Source organism: Tepidibacter sp. Z1-5 (assembly GCF_037844525.1).
Classification (GTDB): domain Bacteria; phylum Bacillota; class Clostridia; order Peptostreptococcales; family Peptostreptococcaceae; genus Tepidibacter_A.
In genome coordinates this window covers 47,950-71,059 of the sequence record NZ_JBBMMD010000038.1, presented here as the reverse complement: position 1 = coordinate 71,059, position 23,110 = coordinate 47,950, and the positions used below count along the sequence as shown (strand labels likewise).

Genomic DNA, 23,110 nt, shown 5'->3' with positions numbered 1-23,110 from the left:
GGATTAAGAGCTATAATTTTTCCAAATTAGAGATTTGATCAATTGGTATTTTATAGTGAATAAATAATTACATTTGTACGAAATTTAGGTAGCTAACATTTCAATGAGCCTCATTTTTAATGTAAGCGTAAAATATATGAATTTCCAAAAAAGTCTAATTGTAAAATCTTCAAATAAAGACTTTCTCATACAAATTTTTTGATATAATGATTATATAATTTGTATTTTAGGAGGTTAGGTTATGAAGGTTGGAAAGCTGAGTACGGATCAGCTAAAAGAGTTAATTTTCTCTACTTTAAATAACAAGAGGGAAGAAATACTTGTGACTCCAAATGTTGGAGAGGATTGTGCTTATGTAGATTTTGGGGATTATGTATGTGTTATGAGTACGGATCCTATAACTGGAACTAGTGAGGAAATAGGAAAGTTAGCTGTTCATATAACTTGTAATGATATAGCATCTAGTGGAGTTAGTCCTTTAGGTATAATGATTACTATTATGGCACCGGTTGGAACTACAGAGGAAGATATAAAGAATATAATGATTGATGCATCTAGTGAGGCGGATAAGTTAAATGTAGATATAATAGGTGGGCATACTGAGATAACTGATGCAGTCAATAGAATAGTTATATCTGTTACTGGTATTGGAAAACAGATCAAAAGCCAACTTATAAATAAGGATAAGCCTAAGGTTGGCGATTTTATAGTTTTAACAAAGGGAGCGGGAATTGAAGGAACTGGAATTATATGCTTTGAAAAAGAGGATGAATTAAAGAATGTATTTGGAGATTCTGTTGTTCAGGAAGGTAAATCTTTACTTGATAAGATAAGTGTTGTTAAAGAAGGTATTATAGCAGGTAAAGTAGGGGTTAGTTGTATGCATGATGTAACAGAGGGTGGAGTACTAGGGGCTGTTTGGGAGATGTGTGACCTATATGACTTAGGGTGCAGTGTATATAATGATAAAATACATATTAATGAAAGTACTAAGCTTATATGTGATTACTACAATATAAATCCGCTTAGACTTATATCTAGTGGGTCTATGATAATAGGGATTGATAAAGATAAGATTGATTTATTAAAAGATAGATTTGATAAAGAAAGTATAGATTTTAGTGTAATAGGTGAATTTACAGAAAAAGGTAATGTTTTGGTGGGTAATGGGAAAGAAAGTATAGCCCCTCCTGAAAGTGATGAACTTTATAAAGTTATTTAATATTACATTTGAATTACAAATTTTTATCGAAGTTGACATTATAAATTTCAAAGTGATATGCTTAAATAGAGCAAGATAAGATGTTGGGGGGAAGTTTCATGAGAAGACTTGGTAGTGTATTTTCTTTATTTTTGATTGTGTTTTGTTTGTTGACTAATTTAGGTTATGCCAAGGAAAATGTGTTGGAAGGAAGATTTATTTTAGATGGGAAGAATGTGAAACTACCTATTACCAAAGTCAAGCTTGATGGAAAATATCTTGAAGGTGATGTTCCTCCAGTTATATTAAATGATAGAACTTTGGTTCCTGTAAGGCTTATATCGGAAAATTTAGGAGCAAAGGTTAGTTGGGACCCTAAAAAATATGAAGTACATATACAAAAAGATAATAAGAAAATAGGTTTAAAAATAGACAGTTACAAAGCTTATGTAAATGGTAAGGAATATACTCTTCCTGATAAGGTTCCTGCAAAGCTTATAAGTGATAGAACTATGGTTCCTGTAAGGTTTGTATCAGAGCAATTAGGTGTTAATGTTGATTGGGATTCTTCTAATAGAGTTGTTCTGCTTGAAAGTCAAGATGATTATACAAAGGTTGAAAACATAGAATATAGTTTAGATGAAGTTAAAATAAAGCTTAGCGATAAGACTATATATAAAGATATGGTTCTTGTAAATCCGGATAGACTTATAATAGATATACAAAATGCTAAAATGAATACACCTAAGGACAAGTATTTAGTTAATGGGCAAATTATAAAGGATATAAGAGTATCTCAGTTTTCTGAAGAACCGATGGAATCTAGGGTTGTAATTGATTTGAATTATATGGATGAATACAATATAACTCAAGATAACAATATAATAACTATTAAGCTTAAAATAAAAGATAATTATGCTAAGTTTGAATATGAAAAAAATGATAAAGAAGAATTTATAGTAAATAGAGATTTAAAAAGTGTATATAAGAGTTTTTATCTGGAAGGACCTAATAGGTTAGTGGTTGATTTATATAACACTAAGATATATGATGATGAACCTAGTGTGGAAAAAGAAATTAATCAAGAATATGTGAAAAGTTATAAAGCATATTATTATGAAGATGAGCATAGGACAAGATTAGTACTTACGTTGAAAGAGGGAATAGATAGAAGGAATATAAAGATTACAGAAGATAAAAATAATATAAATATACTTTTTGATTTTTTAGATGTAGATATAGATAATGAATCTTTGAAATACGATTTTAATGGTAATAATTCTATGTTTGAAGTTACAAAGAACATAGTAAATGATGAAAGTAGTGAAGATGCAGAAGAAGATATTATTGAGTATGATGAGTGGGAAAATAAGATTAAAGTAAATATAGATAATAAATATGTAGATTTAAAAGATGAAGAAATAAAAATTAATGATTATCTTGTCAGAAGTATAGAAGTAGACAAAAAAAGTGATTATACGAGAATTAATATATACTTAAAAGACGATGTTATTTATAAAGTTTTAAATGAAGATAATAATAGTGTGAAAATAAAACTTTACACTGAAGAAGAAACTCAACATAATGGAAAGTATTTAATAGCAATAGATGCTGGGCATGGAGGAAAAGATCCAGGTGCTGTATCACCTATAGATAAGACAAAAGAGAAGGATTTAACTCTTCAAATATCTACATTATTAAATGAGAAGCTTATTCAAAATGGGTATGATACTATTATGACTAGAACAGGTGACACATATCCAGAGTTAAAAGAAAGAACGGATATTGCAAATAACAAAGATGCAGATTTATTTATAAGTATACATATAAATGCTATTGATAAAACTGACATTCATGGTATACAAACTCTTTATTATCCTAATAATGGAGAGTTTGCAAATGGTAGAGATAATGAAGCTTTAGCTAAGATAATACATGCGGAACTAATAAAACAAACTGGTGCATCAGATAGAAAAATAGTTAAAAGACCTAATTTAGTTGTAATTAAGTATACTGAGATGCCATCTGTTTTAATAGAATGTGGATTTTTAACAAATTCTAATGAGTTAAAGCTTATGGAATCAAAAGAGTATCAAGATAAATTAGTAGAAGGAATATACAAGGGATTACAAAAATATTTTGAGGGACAGCAATAAGCTGTTCCTTTTTTGGTTTGCGAGGCATGAAGCGAATTTTAAATTATTGATTATAAACGTGTATTAATAATATGGTTATTGTTGTATAATATTAAGGTGTTAATTGAAGATGAAAGGGTGATTTTATTGAATAGAATAGATGGAAGAAGAAATGATCAACTTAGAGATGTAAAGATAACGAGAAACTATACAAAGTACGCAGAAGGTTCTGTTCTTATAGAAATGGGAGAAACTAAGGTTTTATGTAATGCATCTATTGAGGAAAAAGTACCTCCGTTTTTAAAAAATACTGGAAGTGGTTGGATAACTGCTGAATATTCTATGCTGCCAAGATCTACTCACAGCAGAAAGATTAGAGAATCATCAAGAGGTAAAGTTGATGGAAGAACTCAAGAAATTCAAAGGCTTATAGGAAGAACTTTAAGATCTGTAATAGATTTAAAGGGAATAGGTGAGAGAACTATATGGATTGATTGTGATGTTATTCAGGCGGATGGAGGAACTAGAACTGCTTCTATAACAGGTTCTTTTGTAGCAATGATAGAGGCTTTACATAAGCTTTATGTAGACAAAAAGATAAAAAAAATTCCTGTAAAATCATTTGTTTCTGCTATAAGTGTTGGAATATATAATGGGGAAAATATATTAGATTTATGTTATCAAGAAGACTCACAAGCTCAGGTAGATATGAATATAGTAATGACTGATAAAGATGAGTTTGTTGAAGTTCAAGGAACTGCAGAAGGATTTCCTTTTAAGAAACACCAATTTCACGAACTTTTAGAACTTGGAGAAATAGGGAATAGAATATTGATACAAGAGCAAAAAAATGCTTTAGGAGAGATAACTAAGTTGATACTTGGAGATAAAACTGATGTTGTTATAGCTACATCTAATGCTCATAAGCTTGAGGAAATAGGTAAGATATTAAAAGGGTTTAAGGTGAAAATACATTCTATGAAGAGTGTAGGTCTTGCTGGACTTGAAATAGAGGAAAATGGAACTACATTTGAAGAGAATGCTCTTATTAAGGCTAGAGAAGTTGCTAAAAGAACTGGTAAAATATGTATAGCTGATGATTCTGGTCTTATGGTAGATGCTATAGGAGGAAAGCCTGGAATATATTCTTCTAGATTTGCAGGAGAGAATGCAACTGATAATGACAACAATGAGAAACTATTAAAAATGATGGTGAATGTAAATATGAGTGAAAGAACAGCTAGATTCGTATCAGCTATAGCTGTTGTATTCCCAAATGGAGACGAGTTTACTGTAAGAGGAACTTGTGAGGGTAAAATAGGATTTGAGAGAAAAGGAACTAATGGATTTGGGTATGATCCTTTATTTATAGTTAATAGATATGATAAAGCTTTTGGAGAATTACCATCAGATATTAAAAATACTATAAGCCACAGAGCTAATGCATTACAAAAAATGAAGGAAGAATTTGGGAAGAGGTTGTAGTAAAGATGAAAATAGGTGTAATAGGAGACACGCATAGAAACTATAAATATATAGATAAAGCTAATTTGCATTTAAAAGAGTGTGAGTTAATACTTCATACTGGAGATAATTTTGAAGACTCTAAGTATATTAATAAAATCACAGGAATAGACACTATAGGAATAAGAGGAAATTGTGATTTTGAAGATGTTGAAGATGAGATTGTATTTGATGTTGGAAAGTATAGAATACTTTTATGTCATGGACATAAATACGATATAAAATATTCTTTGAGAAGTATGAAAAGAAGAGCTTTAGAATTGAATGTAGATATAGTTGTATTTGGTCATTCTCACATACCTGTAAATTACAAAGAAGACAATATATTATTTTTAAATCCTGGAAGCGTAGCTCTTCCAAGAGGCAATAGTGATAGACAATTTGTTATTATGAATATAGATGATGAAGTGCATATTCAAGATATAATTTTGTAGGGGAGGGATTGAAAGTGGAAGCAATTTTAGGATATCTTTTTATATTTATGGCAAGATGTACTGATGTATCTATGGCTACAATAAGAACTATAATGGTAGTAAGAGGGAAAAAATTACAAGCTGCTATGATAGGCTTTGTAGAGATAATAATCTATATACTTGCTATAAATAAGGTTTTAAGTGGTATGGATAATATGCTAAATGTTTTCTTTTATGCATCAGGATTTGCTACAGGTAATTATGTAGGCGTATTGATAGAAGAAAAAATGGCTATAGGAACACTTATCGCTCAAATTATAACTAAAAAAGATATAGATAAATTCTCTTCTTATCTTAGAGAAAAAGGTTTTGGAGTTACGGTTACGGAAGGCCATGGTAAAGAAGGTAGGATAAGTATTTTGAATGTAGTTTTAAATAGAAAAGATATTCGAAATTTTGAGGTCTGTGTTGATAAGTACGACAAAGATGCTTTCATAACTATAATGGATGCTAGAAATATAAAGGGCGGATACTTTAAGAAAAGACAGGGACTAGGAATTAAGAAGAAATAAGCTTTGTGCTTATTTCTTTTTTGTACTTAAGCAAAAAATTATACTCATTGAAATACCGATACTTAGTCAATATTTTGATATAACTAAAGATTACGCATACTGATTATTCTAAAACTTTTAAACTCCCTACGGTCAGACAAAAAAGTTTCTTAACGAATATTCAGTATGTGTAATCTAAGTTATATAGAAAAATATTAACCTAAAAGTATCTAACATTTCAATGAGCATAATTTTTAAGTTCAGCTTCTTAGTGTTTGAGGGTTATTAATAACACAAAAGATTAGTTATATTAGTCAAAATATCTAAAAACATTCATTAACATTTCCGTAGATAGTTTTTTATATTAATCTCTGTAATATAAAATCAACCCTACCTTATTGTAAGAAACAAATTCTTTATTAAATCTATTGAAAATTTAAGAACTACACTTACAAAATAAAGGGTATTAAAAATATTTAATGCATAAGCGGTATTTTAATACCCTTTGTTTTGGGATTAAGCACATGACTTAATTGTTTTGTTCGATTATTCAACTTGAAAAATTACAATATGTTATTATTCTTTTAAACATAGAATATCCATAAATATATTGTACTAATTATAATAGATATAATCATCATTGGGAATCCTATCTTCATATATTCTACAAAAGAAACCTCGTGATTATTTTTCTTAAGAATTCCAGCAACTATAACATTTGCAGAAGCTCCTATTAAAGTACCGTTTCCTCCAAGACAAGCTCCAAGAGATAGTGCCCACCAAAGAGGCATTACATTCATATTAGACAACAAAGAAATCTTCTTTATAAGAGGGATCATAGTTGCTACAAAAGGAATATTATCAAGGAATGAAGATAATATAGCAGCAGCCCAAAGAAGAAGTATTGTTGCAAGGGGTAAGTTGTCTTTTGAAAAAGAAACTATAACCTTGGCAATTTCATCTATAATTCCTACCTTTTCAAGTCCTCCAACTAGTATAAATAAAAACATAAAGAAAAATATAGTTGTCCATTCTATTGAATGAAGTGTTTCTTCAACGTTTGCTTTACTTATAATTAGCATAACAGATGCGCCTATTAAAGCAATTGATGAAGATTCAAGTCCGAAAATTTGGTGTGTCATAAGACCTACAATAACTAAAAATAATATAGTTAGGCACTTTATCAAGAGAGTTTTATCTGTTATAGCCAATTTTTCATCGAATTCAAATATTTTTTTCTTAACATTATCAGAAACTATTAATTGTTTTTTATAGATTATATTAAATATAAAAAGGGTAATAATTAATATAATAAAAGCAATTGGACCTGTATTTAGTATAAAATCCAAAAATCCAATATTTGCTGCACTACCAATCATTATATTAGGAGGATCACCTACTAAGGTAGCTGTACCACCTATATTAGAAGCGATTATCTGAGGAACTAAAAATGGAATAGGATTAAGATTAAGAGTGTCTGTTATAACTAGTGTAACTGGTGCTATTAAAAGAACTGTAGTAACATTGTCTAAAAAAGCAGATAAAACTGCAGTCACAAAACAAAATATAATCATTATAATAATAGGTTCGCCTTTTGAAAGTTTAGCTGATTTAATAGCTATATACTGGAATAGGCCTGTTGTTTTTAGTATGTTTACAATAATCATCATACCAACTAAAAGCCCTATTGTATTGAAGTCTATAAAATGAATTGCTTCTTCTTCATTTAATACACCGAATAGTATAAGACTGGAGGCTCCCAGAAAAGATATAGCTGTTCTATCGATTTTTTCAGAAACTATAAATGCATAAGTGCCTATAAATATTACCAAAGCTATTAGCGTTTGTGTAGCCATTTAGTATCCATCTCCTTCAAGTTTTGAAATAGTTAACATATTTACTTTGATATAATTATATGAAAATTTAGAAAAAAAGTAAATGTCTGAGAAAAACTTATTTTTGATAATTCATCAGATTAAGTCTCTTGTAAATAAAAATTATTATATGTTATAATAGAGGGGTTATTAAAGAAAATAAAGAAAGTTACATAGGAGGATTATAAAATGAACGCAGAATTAATAAAAAAAGAACAAAATGAAGTTACATTAAAACTAACTATAGGAAAAGATGAATTTAAGAAAGCAAATGATAAAGCTTACGATAAATTAAAAGGAAGATTTAATGTTGCTGGATTCAGAAAAGGAAAAGCTCCTAAGAAGTTAATAGAAGCTCAATATGGAAAAGGAGTATTTTTTGATGAAGCTATAAATATAGTATTCCCAGAAGCTTACTCAAAAGCAATAGAAGATCTTAAGTTAGATCCTGTAGATAGACCAGAACTTGATGTAGAAGAAATAGGCGAAGATAAAGACCTTGTTTTAATAGCTAAGGTTACTGTTAAGCCAGAGGTTAAATTAGGAGAATATAAAGGTATAGAAGTTAACAAAATTGAATATACTGTAAAAGAAGAAGACGTGGACAATAAGATTGAAGAAATGAGAAATCAAAATTCAAGATTAGTAAATGTAGAAGATAGAGCAGTTGCAAATGATGATACAGCTGTAATAGACTTTGAAGGATTTGTAGATGGAGAAGCTTTTGCTGGTGGAAAAGGAGAAAACCATAACTTAGTAATAGGTTCAGGAGCTTTCATACCAGGATTTGAAGAGCAATTAGTTGGAGCTAATGTAGGAGATGAAGTAAAAGTAAATGTAACTTTCCCTACAGAGTACCATGCAGAAAACTTAGCTGGAAAAGAAGCTGTATTCGTAGTTAACGTAAAAGAAATAAAAGTTAAAGAAATGCCAGCGCTTGATGATGAATTTGCTAAAGATGTAAGTGAATTTGATACATTAGAAGAACTTAAAAATGATGTAAAAGCTAAATTAGAAGAAAATGCTAAGAAAAACGAAGAAGCTGAATTAAGAAATAAAGCTATAGAAAAGGCTGCTGAAATGGCTGAAATAGATATTCCAGAAGCTATGGTTGACAATCAAGTAAACAATATGTTAAGAGATTTTGACCAACAATTACAAATGCAAGGATTAAACCTTGAAAACTACATTAAATTCACTGGAATGAAGATAGAAGATTTAAAAGCTCAAATGAGAGAAGATGCTCAAAATAGAGTTAAAACATCTTTAGTTCTTGAAGCTATATCAGAAAAAGAAGGAATTGAAGTTTCTGATGAAGAATTAAACAATGAGATAGCTCAAATGGCTACTATGTACAAAATGGAAGCAGATAAGTTCAAAGAAACACTTAGAGAACAAGATATGGATTACTTCAAAGAAAATGTAATAGTTAAGAAAACTATAGACTTATTAGTAGATAGTGCTAAAATAAACTAATTTGACAGTAGCCCTTAAAAGGGCTACTGTATCTATATATAGAAAAAAAGGAGGGGTAATATATGGCTTTAGTACCTATGGTAGTAGAACAAACAGGAAGAGGAGAAAGATCTTACGATATATATTCTAGATTATTAAAAGATAGAATAATATTCTTAGGGGATGAAGTAAATGACACTACAGCTAGCTTGATAGTTGCACAACTTCTATTTTTAGAATCAGAAGATCCTGATAAAGATATATATTTATATATAAATTCACCAGGAGGAAGTATAACATCAGGTATGGCAATTTATGATACTATGCAGTACATAAAACCGGATGTAAGTACTATATGTATAGGTATGGCAGCTTCTATGGGAGCGTTCTTACTTAATGCTGGAGCAAAAGGAAAGAGATTTGCACTTCCTAATGCAGAAATCATGATACATCAGCCGCTTGGAGGAACAAGAGGTCAGGCTACTGATATTGAGATACACGCACAAAGAATAGTTAAAATGAAGGAAAAGTTAAATCAAATAATGGCTGAGAGAACTGGACAGCCACTTGAGAAAATAAAGCAAGATACAGAAAGAGATTATTTCATGGAAGCAGATCAAGCTAAAGAATATGGATTAATCGATGAGGTTATAAGTAAGAGACCTTAGCTTAAATTAAAGAGAGGTGTTAAAATGTCAAAATACGAAGATAAGAAACATCTGAAATGTTCTTTTTGTGGAAAGAATCAGGAGCAAGTCAAAAGGCTTATAGCAGGACCTAACGTATACATTTGTGATGAATGTGTAGAGTTATGCGAAGAAATAATAAAAGAGGAATTCCAAGAAAGTATTGAAAGTGATATATCGGAGTTACCAAAGCCTAAAGAAATAAAGGATATATTAGCTGAGTATGTTATAGGTCAAGATGAAGCTAAAAAATCTTTAGCAGTTGCAGTATACAACCATTATAAAAGAATATATTCAGGAAATAAAAATGGTAAAGATGTTGAGATTCAAAAAAGTAATATAATGATGCTAGGCCCTACTGGTTCTGGTAAGACGCTTCTTGCTCAAACTCTTGCTAAAATACTTAATGTTCCGTTTGCAATGGTAGATGCTACATCTTTAACAGAGGCAGGTTATGTTGGAGAAGATGTGGAGAATATACTTCTTAAATTAATTCAAGCAGCTGATTATGATATAGAAAGAGCAGAAAAAGGAATTATATATATAGATGAGATAGATAAGATAGCAAGAAAATCAGAAAATCCATCTATAACAAGAGATGTAAGTGGAGAAGGAGTACAGCAAGCACTTCTTAAAATATTAGAAGGAACTACTGCTAATGTTCCTCCACAAGGTGGAAGAAAGCACCCACATCAAGAATTCTTACAAATAGATACTACTAATATACTATTTATAGTAGGTGGAGCTTTTGATGGAATAGATAGGATAATAAACAAGAGAATAGGACAGAAAACTCTAGGATTTGGAGCAAAGATTGAGAGCAAAAAAGAGATAGATTTAGGTAAGATATACAAAAAAACTGAACCAGAGGATTTACTTAAATTTGGTTTAATACCTGAGTTTATAGGTAGAGTTCCTGTAGTTGTAACTCTAGATTTATTAGACGAGGATGCTCTAGTTCAAATACTTAAAGAACCTAAAAATGCTTTAACAAAGCAATATTCAAAATTATTCCAAATGGATAAGGTTGAACTTGAATTTGATAAAGAGGCACTAACTGCTATAGCTAAAAAAGCTATAGAAAGAAAGACAGGAGCAAGAGGTCTTAGAAGTATACTAGAAAAGGCTATGATGGATATTATGTTTGAAATACCATCAAGAGATGATATAGAAAAAGTTGTTGTAACTAAAGAGACTATTGCTGATAATAAAGAACCTTTAGTTATATGTAAAAGTGGTCAAAAACCTGAAGAGAGTGCATAAAAAAAAGGGGCTTATGCCCCTTTTAAAATTACTCCAATAAATCCTGAGAACATGATTATAAAAACAGGATGTATTTTTTTTGAATGAAGGAGTATGAATGAAACAAGGAAGATACATATAGAAAATAAGTCTGATACACTTTTTTCATATGTAGAATAAAATGCAGATAATATAAATCCTATTGTTATAGGTCTTAAGGTCTTAAATAAAACAGATATATTTTTATTATTCTTATATTTTTCAAGTGATGGCGCAACTATATTAATAACTATTATAGAAAAAAGTATGACTCCAAGAGTTGCAAAAATAGATCCTAATGTAAAATAATATTTATATCCTATAAAGGTCGCTGAATTTATGGCAATTGGTCCTGGAGACACTTGAGATATAGCTAGTACATCTAAAAACTCCTTGGGAGATAACCAACCCTTATTGTTGATGATTTCTCTTTCTATAAATGGAAGCATAGCATAACCGCCACCAAAGCTGAATGCTCCTATTTTAAAGAATGCTATGAAAATTTGAAATAAATCTAAAAATTTATCCATAATCCTAAAATACCTCCAATTATAATTATGTAAATCGGGTTAACATTAAAAAAAGTTACTAATATAAATGAGATTCCTAGAAATAATATATTTAACGTATTTTTTTCTACCTTTTTAGATAATCTAAAGAAAGAATACAATAATAACGAAGCAACTACCGGCCTTACACCCAAGAAAAATCCATTTAGATAAGAAGATGTATCGTTCTTATTGTAGAAATAAGCAAGTATTAATATTGAAATAAAAGAAGGTAGTATTGTACCCAAAACACACACTATACTTCCTAAAAATTTATTGAATTTATATCCAAGTAATAGAGAAATATTGACAGCTATTGCACCTGGGAAGCTTTGAGCGATAGATACGTAATCTAAGAAGTCGTCTTCTGATACTAGTTTTTGATTAAGGACAAGTTCCTTTTCTATCAAGGGAATCATTGCATATCCGCCACCGAATGTAACAGAACCTATTTTAAAAAATATTAAAAATAATTTAAGCATATATACCTCCAAAGATAATATTATGTAAAATATTATAACACTAAACCATAAATAAATTTATATAATCTAGATTATATTGAAAAAAAATTATGGTAAATATATAATGGTATAGTATTTATTACAAATTGGGTATATATTTATATAAAGGAGTGATGATATGGAGCAAAATTATAGTATTAAAGAGCATAAATTACCTGTAATCCCTCTTAGAGGATTGGCGGTATTCCCATATATGGTTTTACATTTTGATGTAGGTAGAGAAAAATCTATAAACGCATTAGAAGAAGCTATGGTGGATGAGCAGCTTATATTTTTGACTTCTCAAAAAGAAGCTGAAATTGATGTGCCTACACCGGATGATTTTTATCATATAGGAACTATATGTAAGATAAAGCAGATGTTAAAGCTACCAGGAGAGACTGTAAGAGTTTTGGTAGAAGGTATATCAAGAGCTAAGATAAAAGAGATAGTAGATGATGAAAAAGGCTTCAGTGCCACTTTAGAAGAAATTATATACAATGAAGAGTTATTAAAGGAAGATAAAGAAGTAGAAGCGTTAATTAGAAATGTATTTGACTCATTTGAAGAGTATATAAACATAAGTAATAGAATATCCCCAGAGATACTGCTTACTTTATCAGATATAGATGAGCCTAGCAGATATGTAGATACTATAGCATCTAATATGTTTTTAAAGCCTCTACAAAAGCAAGAGCTACTTGAGATATTTGATCCTAAAGAAAGACTTGAGAAAGTATATAAAATTCTTATTGAAGAGCTTGATATACTTAAAATAGAGAAGAAAATAAGCTTGAGAGTAAAAAAACAGGTTAATAGGGTTCAAAAAGAATACTACTTGAAAGAACAATTAAAGGCTATTCATAAGGAACTTGGAGAAGATGAAGAAACAACGGATGATATAGAAGAATATAAAAAACAATTAAAAAGCATTAAAGTAAAAAAAGAAATAAAAGAAAAGATATCAAAAGAAATAAATAGATTGTCTAAGATGAGTCCATCATCAGCAGAATCTGGAGTTATCAGAAATTATCTTGATACAATTTTTGCTCTTCCTTGGAACAAAGAAAGTAAGGATAAAGTTGATTTAAAAGAATCTGCAAAGATACTTGATGAAGATCACTATGGACTAGATAAGGTTAAAGAGAGGATTCTTGAATATTTAGCTATAAGAACATTATCTAATTCTATGAAAGGACCTATAGTTTGTCTTGTGGGACCTCCTGGAGTAGGTAAAACATCAATAGCAAAGTCAATAGCAAAGTCTTTAGATAGAAAATTTGTAAGGGTTTCTTTAGGTGGAGTCAGAGATGAATCTGAGATAAGGGGTCATAGAAGAACTTATGTTGGAGCTATACCTGGAAGAATAATAAATGCTATGAAGGAAGCAAAAACTAAGAATCCTGTATTCTTATTTGATGAAATAGATAAGATGGCATCAGATTTTAGAGGAGATCCAGCTTCAGCTATGCTTGAGACATTAGATCCTGAGCAAAATAAGGAGTTTGTAGATCACTATCTAGAAATACCATTTGATTTATCAAAGGTTTTATTCATAACTACTGCTAACAGTTTAAACACAATACCTAGACCTTTACTTGATAGAATGGAAGTTATACAAGTAGCTGGATATACAGAGGAAGAAAAACTTAAAATATCTAAAAAATATTTACTTCCAAAGCAAATAAAGGAGCATGGATTAAAAGAAGATTTTCTTAAAATATCAGATGAAACTATAAGAGATATAATAACTTATTACACTAGAGAATCTGGAGTTAGAAATCTTGAAAGAACTATAGGCAAGGTGTGTAGAAAAGCTGCTAAAAGATATGTAGAAAATAGAGAATTAAAGAGTCTTAGAGTAAATAAGAACAATTTAGAGAAGTATTTAGGAAAGAAGATATATAGCTATGAACCAATAAAGGAAAATCCTGAAGTTGGGATAGTTAGAGGTCTTGCTTGGACAAGTGTTGGAGGAGAGACTCTATCTATTGAGGTAACTCCTATGAAGGGAAAAGGACAACTTGTTTTAACGGGTCAACTTGGAGATGTTATGAAAGAATCTGCAAGAACAGGAATATCTTATATAAGATCTAAGTATGAACAGTTTAATATAGATGAAAATTTCTATAAAGAACAAGATATTCATATTCATATACCAGAAGGAGCGATACCAAAAGATGGACCATCTGCTGGAATAACTATGGCAACTGCTGTTATATCTGCTTTATCTAATATTCCTGTCAATAATCTTGTAGCTATGACTGGAGAAATAACTTTAAGAGGAAGGGTACTTCCGGTTGGAGGAATAAAGGAAAAGGTACTTGCAGCTAATAGAGCTGGAATTAAAAAAATATTATTGCCAATAGATAATGAAAAAGATATGGATGATATACCAGAAAACGTAAAGAAAAAGATAGAGTTTGTGTTCGTAAAGAGCATGGACGAAGTATTAGAGCATGCTCTAATTAAGGACGGTGAATAGTTTGAAAATAAGGTCATCAGAGATAGTGATGAGTGCAGTAAATAGAGATCAGTATCCAGCAGAAGGAATTCCGGAAGTAGCATTTGTAGGAAGGTCTAATGTAGGAAAATCCTCTAGCATAAACTCACTTTTAAACAGAAGAAATTTTGCAAGAGTAAGTCAAACTCCAGGAAAAACGAGAACTATAAATTTTTACTTAATAAATGAAGAGTTTTTCTTTGTAGATTTGCCTGGATACGGATATGCAAAAGTTTCAAAAACTGAAAAGGCTAGTTGGGGCAAAATAATGGAAAGATATTTAAAGGAGAGAGACGAACTTTGTCGTATATATCTTCTTGTAGATATAAGACATGAACCTACTAATGATGATAAGGCAATGTACGATTGGGTAAAATATTTTGGTTATGATTGTACTGTTGTTGCTACTAAGGCTGATAAGATAGCTAGAGGTAAGTATCAAAAACATATGAGTGTTATAAGAAAAAAACTAGGACTTAAAGATGAAAAAATAATACCTGTATCTTCACTTAAAAAGACAGGATTTGATATTTTATGGGATGATATTACTAATACTTACAGTGAACATGGATATGAAATAACTTTAGATTAAGACCTTGGAATTCCAAGGTCTTATTTTTTTTAAGAAAATATTGAATACAATTAATACTTGTATTAATTTGTTGCCTGTGGTACAATAATTTCTAAATTATTTGTCGGATTTTACCCAATATTTAGAATGTAAAAAGGAGTGTGCATATGCAGGATAATCAACTTAAGAAGAGCATTGGTCTAGTCTCGGCCTTATCTATAGTAGTAGGAATGGTAATGGGGTCCGGGGTGTTTTTTATGCCTACACAAGTTTTTTCGGCTACGACAACACCTGGACTTGGAATAATAGCTTGGATACTTGGAGGATTTATATCTATTTCAGCAGGACTTACAACGGCAGAAATATCTACAATAATACCTAAAACAGGTGGTATGGTAACTTATTTAAAGGAAGTATACGGAGATATATGGGGTTATCTTTTAGGATGGGCTCAAACTTTAGTATATATACCAGCTATAATGGCTGCACTTGCAATAATGTTTTCAACACAAGTTATATCTTTATTAGGACTTAGTAATAATATGTTAATACCCGTAGCTATAGGTGTTGTAGCTTTTTTAACTCTTATGAATTCGCTTGGATCAAAGACCGGTGGTATTATTCAAACACTAGCTACAGTAGGTAAATTAATACCTTTATTTGCAATTATAATTGTAGGACTTATAAAAGGTGATGGTGGTGTAGCAAGACTTTTACCAGTAGTTCCAGAGTCTAAGCCATTAGTAACAGCACTTGGTTCTGCGCTAGCGGCTATAATGTTTGCGTATGATGGATGGATAAGCGTAGGGAATATAGCTGGTGAGATGAAAAATCCAAAGAAAGATTTACCGATAGCAATAGTTGGAGGATTATTCGTTATAATGGGTGTATATGTTCTAATAAATATAGCATATCTACTTGTTTTACCAGCAGATGTATTAGCATCAACTCCAGCACCAGCAAATGAGGTTGCTAATGTTATATTCGGTGCAGGTGGAGGAAAACTAATAACAGCAGGTATAATGATATCGATATTTGGAACACTAAACGCATTTGTGTTAACGGGATCTAGAGTTCCTTATATAATGGCTGTTGAGAATAAATTACCGTTTAGTAAGAGTTTAGCTAAACTGAACAAGTCAAATGTGCCTTTGAATTCAACTATATTAATGTCACTTTTTTCTATTATATATATAATGACTGGAAATTTTGGACCATTAATAGATTTAACAGTCTTTATAATATGGTTATTCTACGTTATGATATTTGTTGCAGTATTTATTCTTAGAAAAAGAAAACCAGATATTGAAAGATCGTATAAGGTACCTATGTATCCTATAATACCTATTATAGCTATACTTGGAGGTGTATACATTATAGTGAATACTATAATCTCTCAACCTATGAATGCAGTTCTAGGTATAGGAATAACTGTTTTGGGAATACCTGTATATATGGCTAGAAAACATAAATTTAATAATTTGGATTAAAGACAAAAAACCTGTATCTTATGATGCAGGTTTTTTGTAATTTGTACAAGCACAAATTATGACTAAAATTAATAAAATAAAAGTAGGTTAGAGTTATGAGAATGAATGTTAATTGAAAGAGGGAGATAATATGACAGCTAAAATTAAGAGAGTGTTTCCTGGGGGAAACACAGCAGATGGTTTTTTTTCTTACTATGATTATATGATTGAGCAAAAGGATGCAAAACATATATTCTGCATAAAAGGTGGACCGGGCGTAGGTAAATCTTCTATGATGAAAAATATAGGAAGTGAAATGCTAAGACTTGGATATGATGTTGAGTATCATCACTGTTCATCAGATAATAATTCTATAGATGGTATTGTTATACCTGCACTTAAAGTTGCCATGGTTGATGCAACTGCTAATTCTATAAAATGGTAAACTATGAAATTGAGTAGGTAAGTAAAAAGAATCATAATCATTTAAATAATAGAAATTTTCATATTGGATATAAAGTTTGGACATGATATTAAAATATGTTAGAATTTAATAAAGTGGGGTATAAATAATTAAAACCTGTATTATTAAGTTTAAAGGAAGGATTAATTGGGGGGGAGCTTATGAAAAAAGATATTAGATTAGGATTTAAAGAAAAGATATTATTAATTGTTATTTCGTTATTGCTTTTATTAAGTACAACTATCGTATTCATAGTGTTTTCGGAGATAAAAAAAGTTGTAAATGATAATATTTACAAACAATTGAATTCTAATATAGAGTTAGGAAATAAATTGATTGAAGAAAAATATCCTGGTGATTGGGAAGTAAAAGAAGATAAATTATATAAAGGGAAAAAATTAATAAATGGAGATACTGAATTTGTAGATGAAATAAAAAAATCCACAGATTCAATAGCTACAATAACACTAGGAGATACAAGAGTATCTACTAATGTTGTAGTAAATGGAGAAAGAGCAATTGGAACAAAAATATCTGAAGAAGTTGCAAATAAAGTTTTAAATGAGAATGAAGTATTTACAGGAGAAGCAAATGTTTTAGATAAAATTTATGCATCTAAATATATTCCAATAAAAGATCAAAACGGAAAAAACATAGCTATACTATTTGTAGGGGTAGAAAAAAGTAATGTTAACAAACAGATCAATAAGTTGATGTTTACAATAATAATAATTACAATTATAGTATTATTAATTGCAATTATTATTTCTATGATTTTTACAAATTCTATTGATAAAAATATTAAAGAAATTTTAAAATTTCTTAAAAGAATTTCTTCTGGAGATTTTAGTTCGGTTTGTAATGTGAGTTCATCAGATGAAATAAAGATTATTTCAGATGAACTTAATAATATGACAAAAAATATAGCTAATCTTATTCACAGTATAAAAAATACATCTCAAAATGTACATCAGAGTTCTGATAATTTAACAAATGTTTCACATGAGATGGCATCTGCATCTGAAAATGTTACAATGTCAATACAAGATGTAGCAACTGGAACTTCAGAACAAGCAGAAGATTTAATAGATATTATGTCAGCATTAAATGAGTTTGGAAATGAATTAGAACATATAGTACAATCTATAAATGATATAGAGTATAATACAAGAAGTATCGATTCTATGGCTAATGAAAGCAATAACAATATGAACTCCTTAATAGAATCAGTAAGTAAAGTAAGTGATTCATTTAATGATTTTATAACAAAAATTTCAGATTTGGGTGATAATATAAATAAAATAAATGAAATAACAATTGTTATAAACAATATAGCGGATCAAACTAATTTACTTGCTTTAAATGCTGCTATAGAAGCTGCTAGAGCAGGAGAATCAGGAAGGGGATTTGCAGTAGTTGCAGATGAAATAAGAAAGCTTGCAATTCAAAGTAAGGAGTCATCAAAAAATATAAATGATTTGGTTAAAAATATAATAGATAGTACACAAAGTATGATTGAAATTAGTGATGTAATGAATAATGAAGTAACTAATCAAGGCACAGTTATACATATTGGAATTGATTCGTTTAAACAAATAATTAAATCTGTAGAAGAAGTAATTCCCAAAATTGAAGCAGTTAATGTTTCATCTACAAGTATAGAGAAAGAAAAGAACAACATCATAAAAAAAATAGAAAACTCTTCTTCTATTGCACAAGAAGTGTCTGCATCCTCTGAACAAATTGCAGCGTCTTCTGAAGAAATGAGTGCATCTATAGATACAGTTGCAGATACAATACAAAACTTAAATAGTATGACAAAAGATATGGAAGTACAGATAAATAAATTTAAATTGTAAACAAAAGACTGTCGATTTTTGGCAGTCTTTTGTTTGCAGTTTAAATTTATGAAAGTTTCTCTTTAATATGTGGATATCTTGATTTGTTTGATGTTCTTCATATTTTAGAAAATCAACGTCTTCACTAAGCTTACTAAGGGTTATATTTATATTCTTTATACTTCCTGTATTGTTAACAATCTAATCATGTGTAGCATCTAATTTTTTCATTATTTGTTCTTGACCTTTTTCAAGATTATACATACGGTTGTCAATATTAGAAATGTGTAAATGGAAAAAATATTATAAAATAGAAAAATATACTTTTTTTGTTAGAAAGTGTTGGGGAATAGGTGTATAATTAATACAACAATACTTAGAATATAATGAACATATATATATTGAATTTATAATATAATCGGGGGGATATAAATGAAAAGATTATTTTCTTTAGCTTTAGTATTTATAATGATTTTGTCTTGTACTTCAAATATGCAAATCTATGGAGAAACTGAACCTTTAAGTGATAACACTCATAACTTATCCGTTGGTTCTGATGATGAAATTATAACCTATTTAAGTGATATGAATTGGAAATCTGCAACTACAGGAAGTAGGACTGTACAGAAAAATAAAAATATTATAGGAAATCCAATTAAATTAAACGGAAAAACTTATGAAAAAGGAATAGGGACACATGCTAATTCAACAATTATATATGATTTAAATAGTGAATGCAAAAGATTTAAAGCAACAATAGGATTAGATGATGGGGCAGGAAGAGACAAATGGGGAAATCCAAGGGGATCAATTAGATTTAGTGTATATGGAGATGAAAACAAAATTTATGAAAGTGGAGTATTTAGATGTGGTACACAACATGAAGATATTGATCTTGATGTTCGTGGAATAAAAGAATTGAAGTTAGTTGTAGATGATGTTGATGATAATTATTTTGACTGGTCAGATTGGGCAGATGCTCGTGTGATTACTGCAAATACTAAAAAGTTTAATGTTCTAGAAATTCAGCCTAATAGAAAATTTGAATTAACCCCAAATATGTTCACTATGATTTCTGAAAAAATTAATATTGAACAAATGTCAATACGTGAGTTTATAGGTAAGGTAGATAAAATAAATGGTAAATACGATATGATTTATATAGGAAATAATGGAACCCCAACGTATACTGAAAATGAGGGTGGGGATGGAAATAATGATATTACAGATAAAAGAGCAAAAGAGCTTATTGAATTTATAGATTCAGGGCAACTTATTATTATAAAAGATAACATATTTTCAACTAACTCATTAAAAAATACAAAACTATATAACAATTTAAAAACAAATACAGGAAGAAAGAATGTTCATCTTACTTCAAATATAGCAAAAGAAAACATAAAAGATTTATATAATAGTTGTACAAAAAAACCTATTTTTAGAATTATAGATAAACCAAAAGAATATGGTGGAGATCATCAAGATCCTGATAGTTATAATGATACTAAAGTTATGAAATTTAAATATAATTTAGAAAATTTGAATATAACAGATAATAATCCTAACTCTATGACAGTAAAACTGTATTTAGATATAAATGGTGATGGATTATTTAAACAAGATGAAATGGTTAAGAAATCAGAACCAAAATTAAACGGGAAAGGGTTTATACTAGATTACCGTTTATCTGAAAAATTTACTGGATTAATGCCGTGGAAGCTTGAGGTTGAGGATGATATAACAAAAGCTAAGGCTTATAAAATAGGTTATCCTGCTTATAAAGGAGACAAGATTAAGATTAGAGTATTACAGATTATTCCTGTTCATCATCAGTTTACTAATAAAACGAATTTGTTGAGTATAAAAAATAATAAGCAATTCGAACCACCTTTAAATACTGATGTTTATGATGTTGATGTAACAGAAATGCCTGTAAGTCTATTTAATCAATACTATCCAAATAAACTTCCCGATGGAAGAGAAACTCAATTGAACGGTAATTATGATATGATTATATTTGGATTTGCAGATAAGTACAACTGGAAAGATTTATATAATCAACCTGCTATTGATGGTGTAAGAGAATTTATCAATACTGGTCAAAGTGTAATGTTTACTCATGATACAACAGGAATAATGTCAAAAGATGGTAGAGATTTGGATTTTGCTCCGAATATAACAGAAAATTTCAAAGATGATATAGGATTTAATAATATTCGTACATTATCAGGAAAAACTAAAATGAGGGGAAGAAATGCAGATATTGATTGGGGAGCATGGGGGACAAAATTAACTTATCAATTTAATAAAGGTTTAATAACAGAATATCCTTATAAACTGAAAGAAAAACTAGTAATTGCAGAAACTCATGACCAATATTGGCAGTTAGATTTAGAAGATGAGGATGTTGTGCCTTGGTATACTCTTTATTCTAGACGATATCATCCTAGAAATTATTATTATACTTTTTCAAAAGGCAATATAACTTATTCAGGTACTGGTCACAGTAAGCCTGGAGGAGAAGAAGAACAAAGATTATTTCTTAATACTATATTTAAAGCATCAAAAGGTGCAAATCATGCGCCAACTTTAAGAGTTATAAATATTGAGGAAGATAAAATCATATCTAAATCTCAAGAAAAACTTAAATTTAGTTTTATTGCAGATGATATAGATGGGAACCTTTTAAGTGGCGATGTATATATAAATGATAAAAAGGTTAAAAATTATTCAGTTCAAGATAGAAATATTGAGAATAATAAACCAGTAAATGTAGTAATAACTAAAGAACAATTACAAAGCTTAATAGGAAATAAAGAGAGATTTACAATTAAGATTGTAGTTAAAGATTCTAAGGGAGCTATAGCTGAAGAAAGACGTACACTGAAGTATCTAGAAATTCCTGCATTGAATCTAAGTATTGATAAGGAACAAAAATATTTAGTTGGGGATATAGCTTCAGTTGAATTACAAGCTGCTACGAAAAAAACAAGTGACAATTTAGATACTGGAATTAAAGATATAAACTTTTCTATGAACTATGATCAAAATGCTATACAAATAGATGGCAGTGATAGTTGGAGTTTAAAAGATATTATATTTAGTCCAGATCCAAAGCCCGAGGTGCAAAAGAACAGCTTTAAGTTTAAATTGAAAGAAAAAGGAAATCATATTGTGAATAATATTTTAAGCTATAAGATTTCTAACTTTAGTAATTTAGAAACTCAAAAGGTTGATTATAGCTATCCTATTTCAGTAAGGTTAGGAATAATTGATGTTAAAGTATTGAATAATGATGAAACATCTTTTGGAACGGCTGCAGTAACGGTCACTAAAGATGGGAAACCATATGGAAGCTTTAATACTGATACAGATGGATTTATATCATTAGAAGCTTGTCCTTCAGGACAATATGAAGTTTCAGTACAATATCCAAGTGGATTTATTGCTAACGGCAGTAATACTAGAAATTTTGAGTTGAATTTTGATAATCCTAAGCAAACCGTAGAATTTAAATTAGGTCAAAGTGCTCGTATATTCAAGCATGGAATGTTTGTAAATAAAGAAATACAGAAAAATTTATATATAGCAGAAGGTTTTTCAGTTGATTCAGCAATTGATTTTAAAATCTATGATAAAAATCCAGACATTAGATTAACTTTAGATCAGTATGTTGACAAGGCTGAATTTACTCTTTATAAAGTTGACAGTAACAGTGATATACTTTCTCCAGTAAGTGGTGATATTAAGGTATATGAAGTTCAGTATGATAGTGATGGAAAAGAAGATTTCAAAAGTCTTTTAAACAAATCAGTAAAAGAAATTAAGACTATTGTAGATCTAAGAAGTATATCAGGTCAAAAGAAATTAAAAATTCAAATACCTGAAAGCACTACTTTTGAAAATCACTATATTTTAGAATATAATATAGATCAAAAGGCTTCAGTTAGTTCTGTTTTAAGAAGTACTGTTAAAATAAATAATTTAGAAGAAAATAATTATGATTTGAAAGTAGTGGAAGTACCTATATTAGAGTAAAGGTGCATGAGCAGATAGACTAGTTGGATATATAATTTAAAGTGTGCAAAATTCCTCAAA

General features: G+C 29.5%; 17 protein-coding genes. 14 read left to right on the top strand and 3 right to left on the bottom strand.

The genetic code is table 11. The annotated features are described in order from the left end of the window. Positions 1-241 precede the first annotated feature (241 nt). The 5 genes from WJW32_RS10015 to WJW32_RS09995 all read left to right on the top strand — a co-directional run bounded on the left by WJW32_RS10015 (position 242) and on the right by WJW32_RS09995 (position 5,845). On the top strand, positions 242-1,222 hold the full coding sequence (locus WJW32_RS10015; RefSeq protein ID WP_340257876.1) for an AIR synthase family protein: 981 nt from the start codon (positions 242-244) through the stop codon (positions 1,220-1,222). A 98-nt stretch (positions 1,223-1,320) separates the two neighbouring features. After that, positions 1,321-3,357, top strand: coding sequence for an N-acetylmuramoyl-L-alanine amidase (locus tag WJW32_RS10010; protein ID WP_340257874.1), 2,037 nt, complete (start codon positions 1,321-1,323; stop codon positions 3,355-3,357). A gap of 126 nt (positions 3,358-3,483) precedes the next feature. Beyond that, positions 3,484-4,821, top strand: coding sequence for a ribonuclease PH (gene rph / locus WJW32_RS10005; RefSeq protein ID WP_340257872.1), 1,338 nt, complete (start codon positions 3,484-3,486; stop codon positions 4,819-4,821). A gap of 5 nt (positions 4,822-4,826) precedes the next feature. Beyond that, a complete protein-coding gene (locus WJW32_RS10000; protein ID WP_340257870.1) occupies positions 4,827-5,294 on the top strand; it encodes a metallophosphoesterase family protein in 468 nt (155 codons plus the stop codon). A gap of 14 nt (positions 5,295-5,308) precedes the next feature. Further along, positions 5,309-5,845, top strand: a complete 537-nt coding sequence (locus WJW32_RS09995; protein ID WP_340257868.1) for a DUF2179 domain-containing protein — start codon at positions 5,309-5,311, stop codon at positions 5,843-5,845. Positions 5,846-6,408: 563 nt separating this feature from the next. Here the strand turns inward: WJW32_RS09995 and WJW32_RS09990 are convergent. Beyond that, positions 6,409-7,680, bottom strand: a complete 1,272-nt coding sequence (locus tag WJW32_RS09990; RefSeq protein ID WP_340257866.1) for an ArsB/NhaD family transporter — start codon at positions 7,678-7,680, stop codon at positions 6,409-6,411. A 207-nt stretch (positions 7,681-7,887) separates the two neighbouring features. Between WJW32_RS09990 and tig the strand changes: the two genes are divergently transcribed. From tig to clpX, 3 genes are all read left to right on the top strand, one after another. Continuing rightward, complete coding sequence (gene tig / locus WJW32_RS09985) at positions 7,888-9,174, top strand: trigger factor (RefSeq protein WP_340257865.1); 1,287 nt, start codon at positions 7,888-7,890, stop codon at positions 9,172-9,174. Between the two features lie 62 nt (positions 9,175-9,236). After that, positions 9,237-9,821: an ATP-dependent Clp endopeptidase proteolytic subunit ClpP gene (gene clpP / locus WJW32_RS09980; RefSeq protein ID WP_340257863.1), complete on the top strand. Its 585-nt coding sequence runs from the start codon at positions 9,237-9,239 to the stop codon at positions 9,819-9,821. A 24-nt stretch (positions 9,822-9,845) separates the two neighbouring features. Next, positions 9,846-11,102, top strand: a complete 1,257-nt coding sequence (gene clpX / locus WJW32_RS09975) for an ATP-dependent Clp protease ATP-binding subunit ClpX (RefSeq protein WP_340257861.1) — start codon at positions 9,846-9,848, stop codon at positions 11,100-11,102. An 11-nt stretch (positions 11,103-11,113) separates the two neighbouring features. On the opposite strand, the gene WJW32_RS09970 is transcribed toward clpX, so the two are convergent. Next, entirely contained in the window at positions 11,114-11,650 is a 537-nt protein-coding gene (locus WJW32_RS09970) for a chromate transporter (RefSeq protein ID WP_340257859.1), read from the bottom strand. Next, positions 11,635-12,150 (bottom strand): chromate transporter, encoded by a 516-nt coding sequence (locus tag WJW32_RS09965; protein ID WP_340257857.1) that lies wholly within the window; start codon positions 12,148-12,150, stop codon positions 11,635-11,637. Before WJW32_RS09965 ends, WJW32_RS09970 begins: the two co-directional genes overlap by 16 nt. Positions 12,151-12,307: 157 nt before the next feature. Between WJW32_RS09965 and lon the strand changes: the two genes are divergently transcribed. The 6 genes from lon (at position 12,308) to WJW32_RS09935 (ending at position 23,050) form a co-directional block, all read left to right on the top strand. Then, positions 12,308-14,653: an endopeptidase La gene (lon, locus tag WJW32_RS09960; protein WP_340257855.1), complete on the top strand. Its 2,346-nt coding sequence runs from the start codon at positions 12,308-12,310 to the stop codon at positions 14,651-14,653. Position 14,654: 1 nt separating this feature from the next. Further along, positions 14,655-15,263 carry a ribosome biogenesis GTP-binding protein YihA/YsxC gene (gene yihA, locus WJW32_RS09955; RefSeq protein ID WP_340257853.1) on the top strand — a complete coding sequence of 203 codons (609 nt, stop codon included), beginning with the start codon at positions 14,655-14,657 and terminating at the stop codon, positions 15,261-15,263. 146 nt (positions 15,264-15,409) lie between these two features. Continuing rightward, on the top strand, positions 15,410-16,732 hold the full coding sequence (locus WJW32_RS09950; protein ID WP_340257851.1) for an APC family permease: 1,323 nt from the start codon (positions 15,410-15,412) through the stop codon (positions 16,730-16,732). 130 nt (positions 16,733-16,862) lie between these two features. Further along, a complete protein-coding gene (locus WJW32_RS09945; RefSeq protein ID WP_340257849.1) occupies positions 16,863-17,156 on the top strand; it encodes a hypothetical protein in 294 nt (97 codons plus the stop codon). Between the two features lie 179 nt (positions 17,157-17,335). After that, complete coding sequence (locus WJW32_RS09940) at positions 17,336-19,033, top strand: methyl-accepting chemotaxis protein (RefSeq protein ID WP_340257847.1); 1,698 nt, start codon at positions 17,336-17,338, stop codon at positions 19,031-19,033. Between the two features lie 411 nt (positions 19,034-19,444). Next, positions 19,445-23,050 carry a DUF5057 domain-containing protein gene (locus WJW32_RS09935; RefSeq protein ID WP_340257845.1) on the top strand — a complete coding sequence of 1,202 codons (3,606 nt, stop codon included), beginning with the start codon at positions 19,445-19,447 and terminating at the stop codon, positions 23,048-23,050. Positions 23,051-23,110 lie beyond the last annotated feature (60 nt).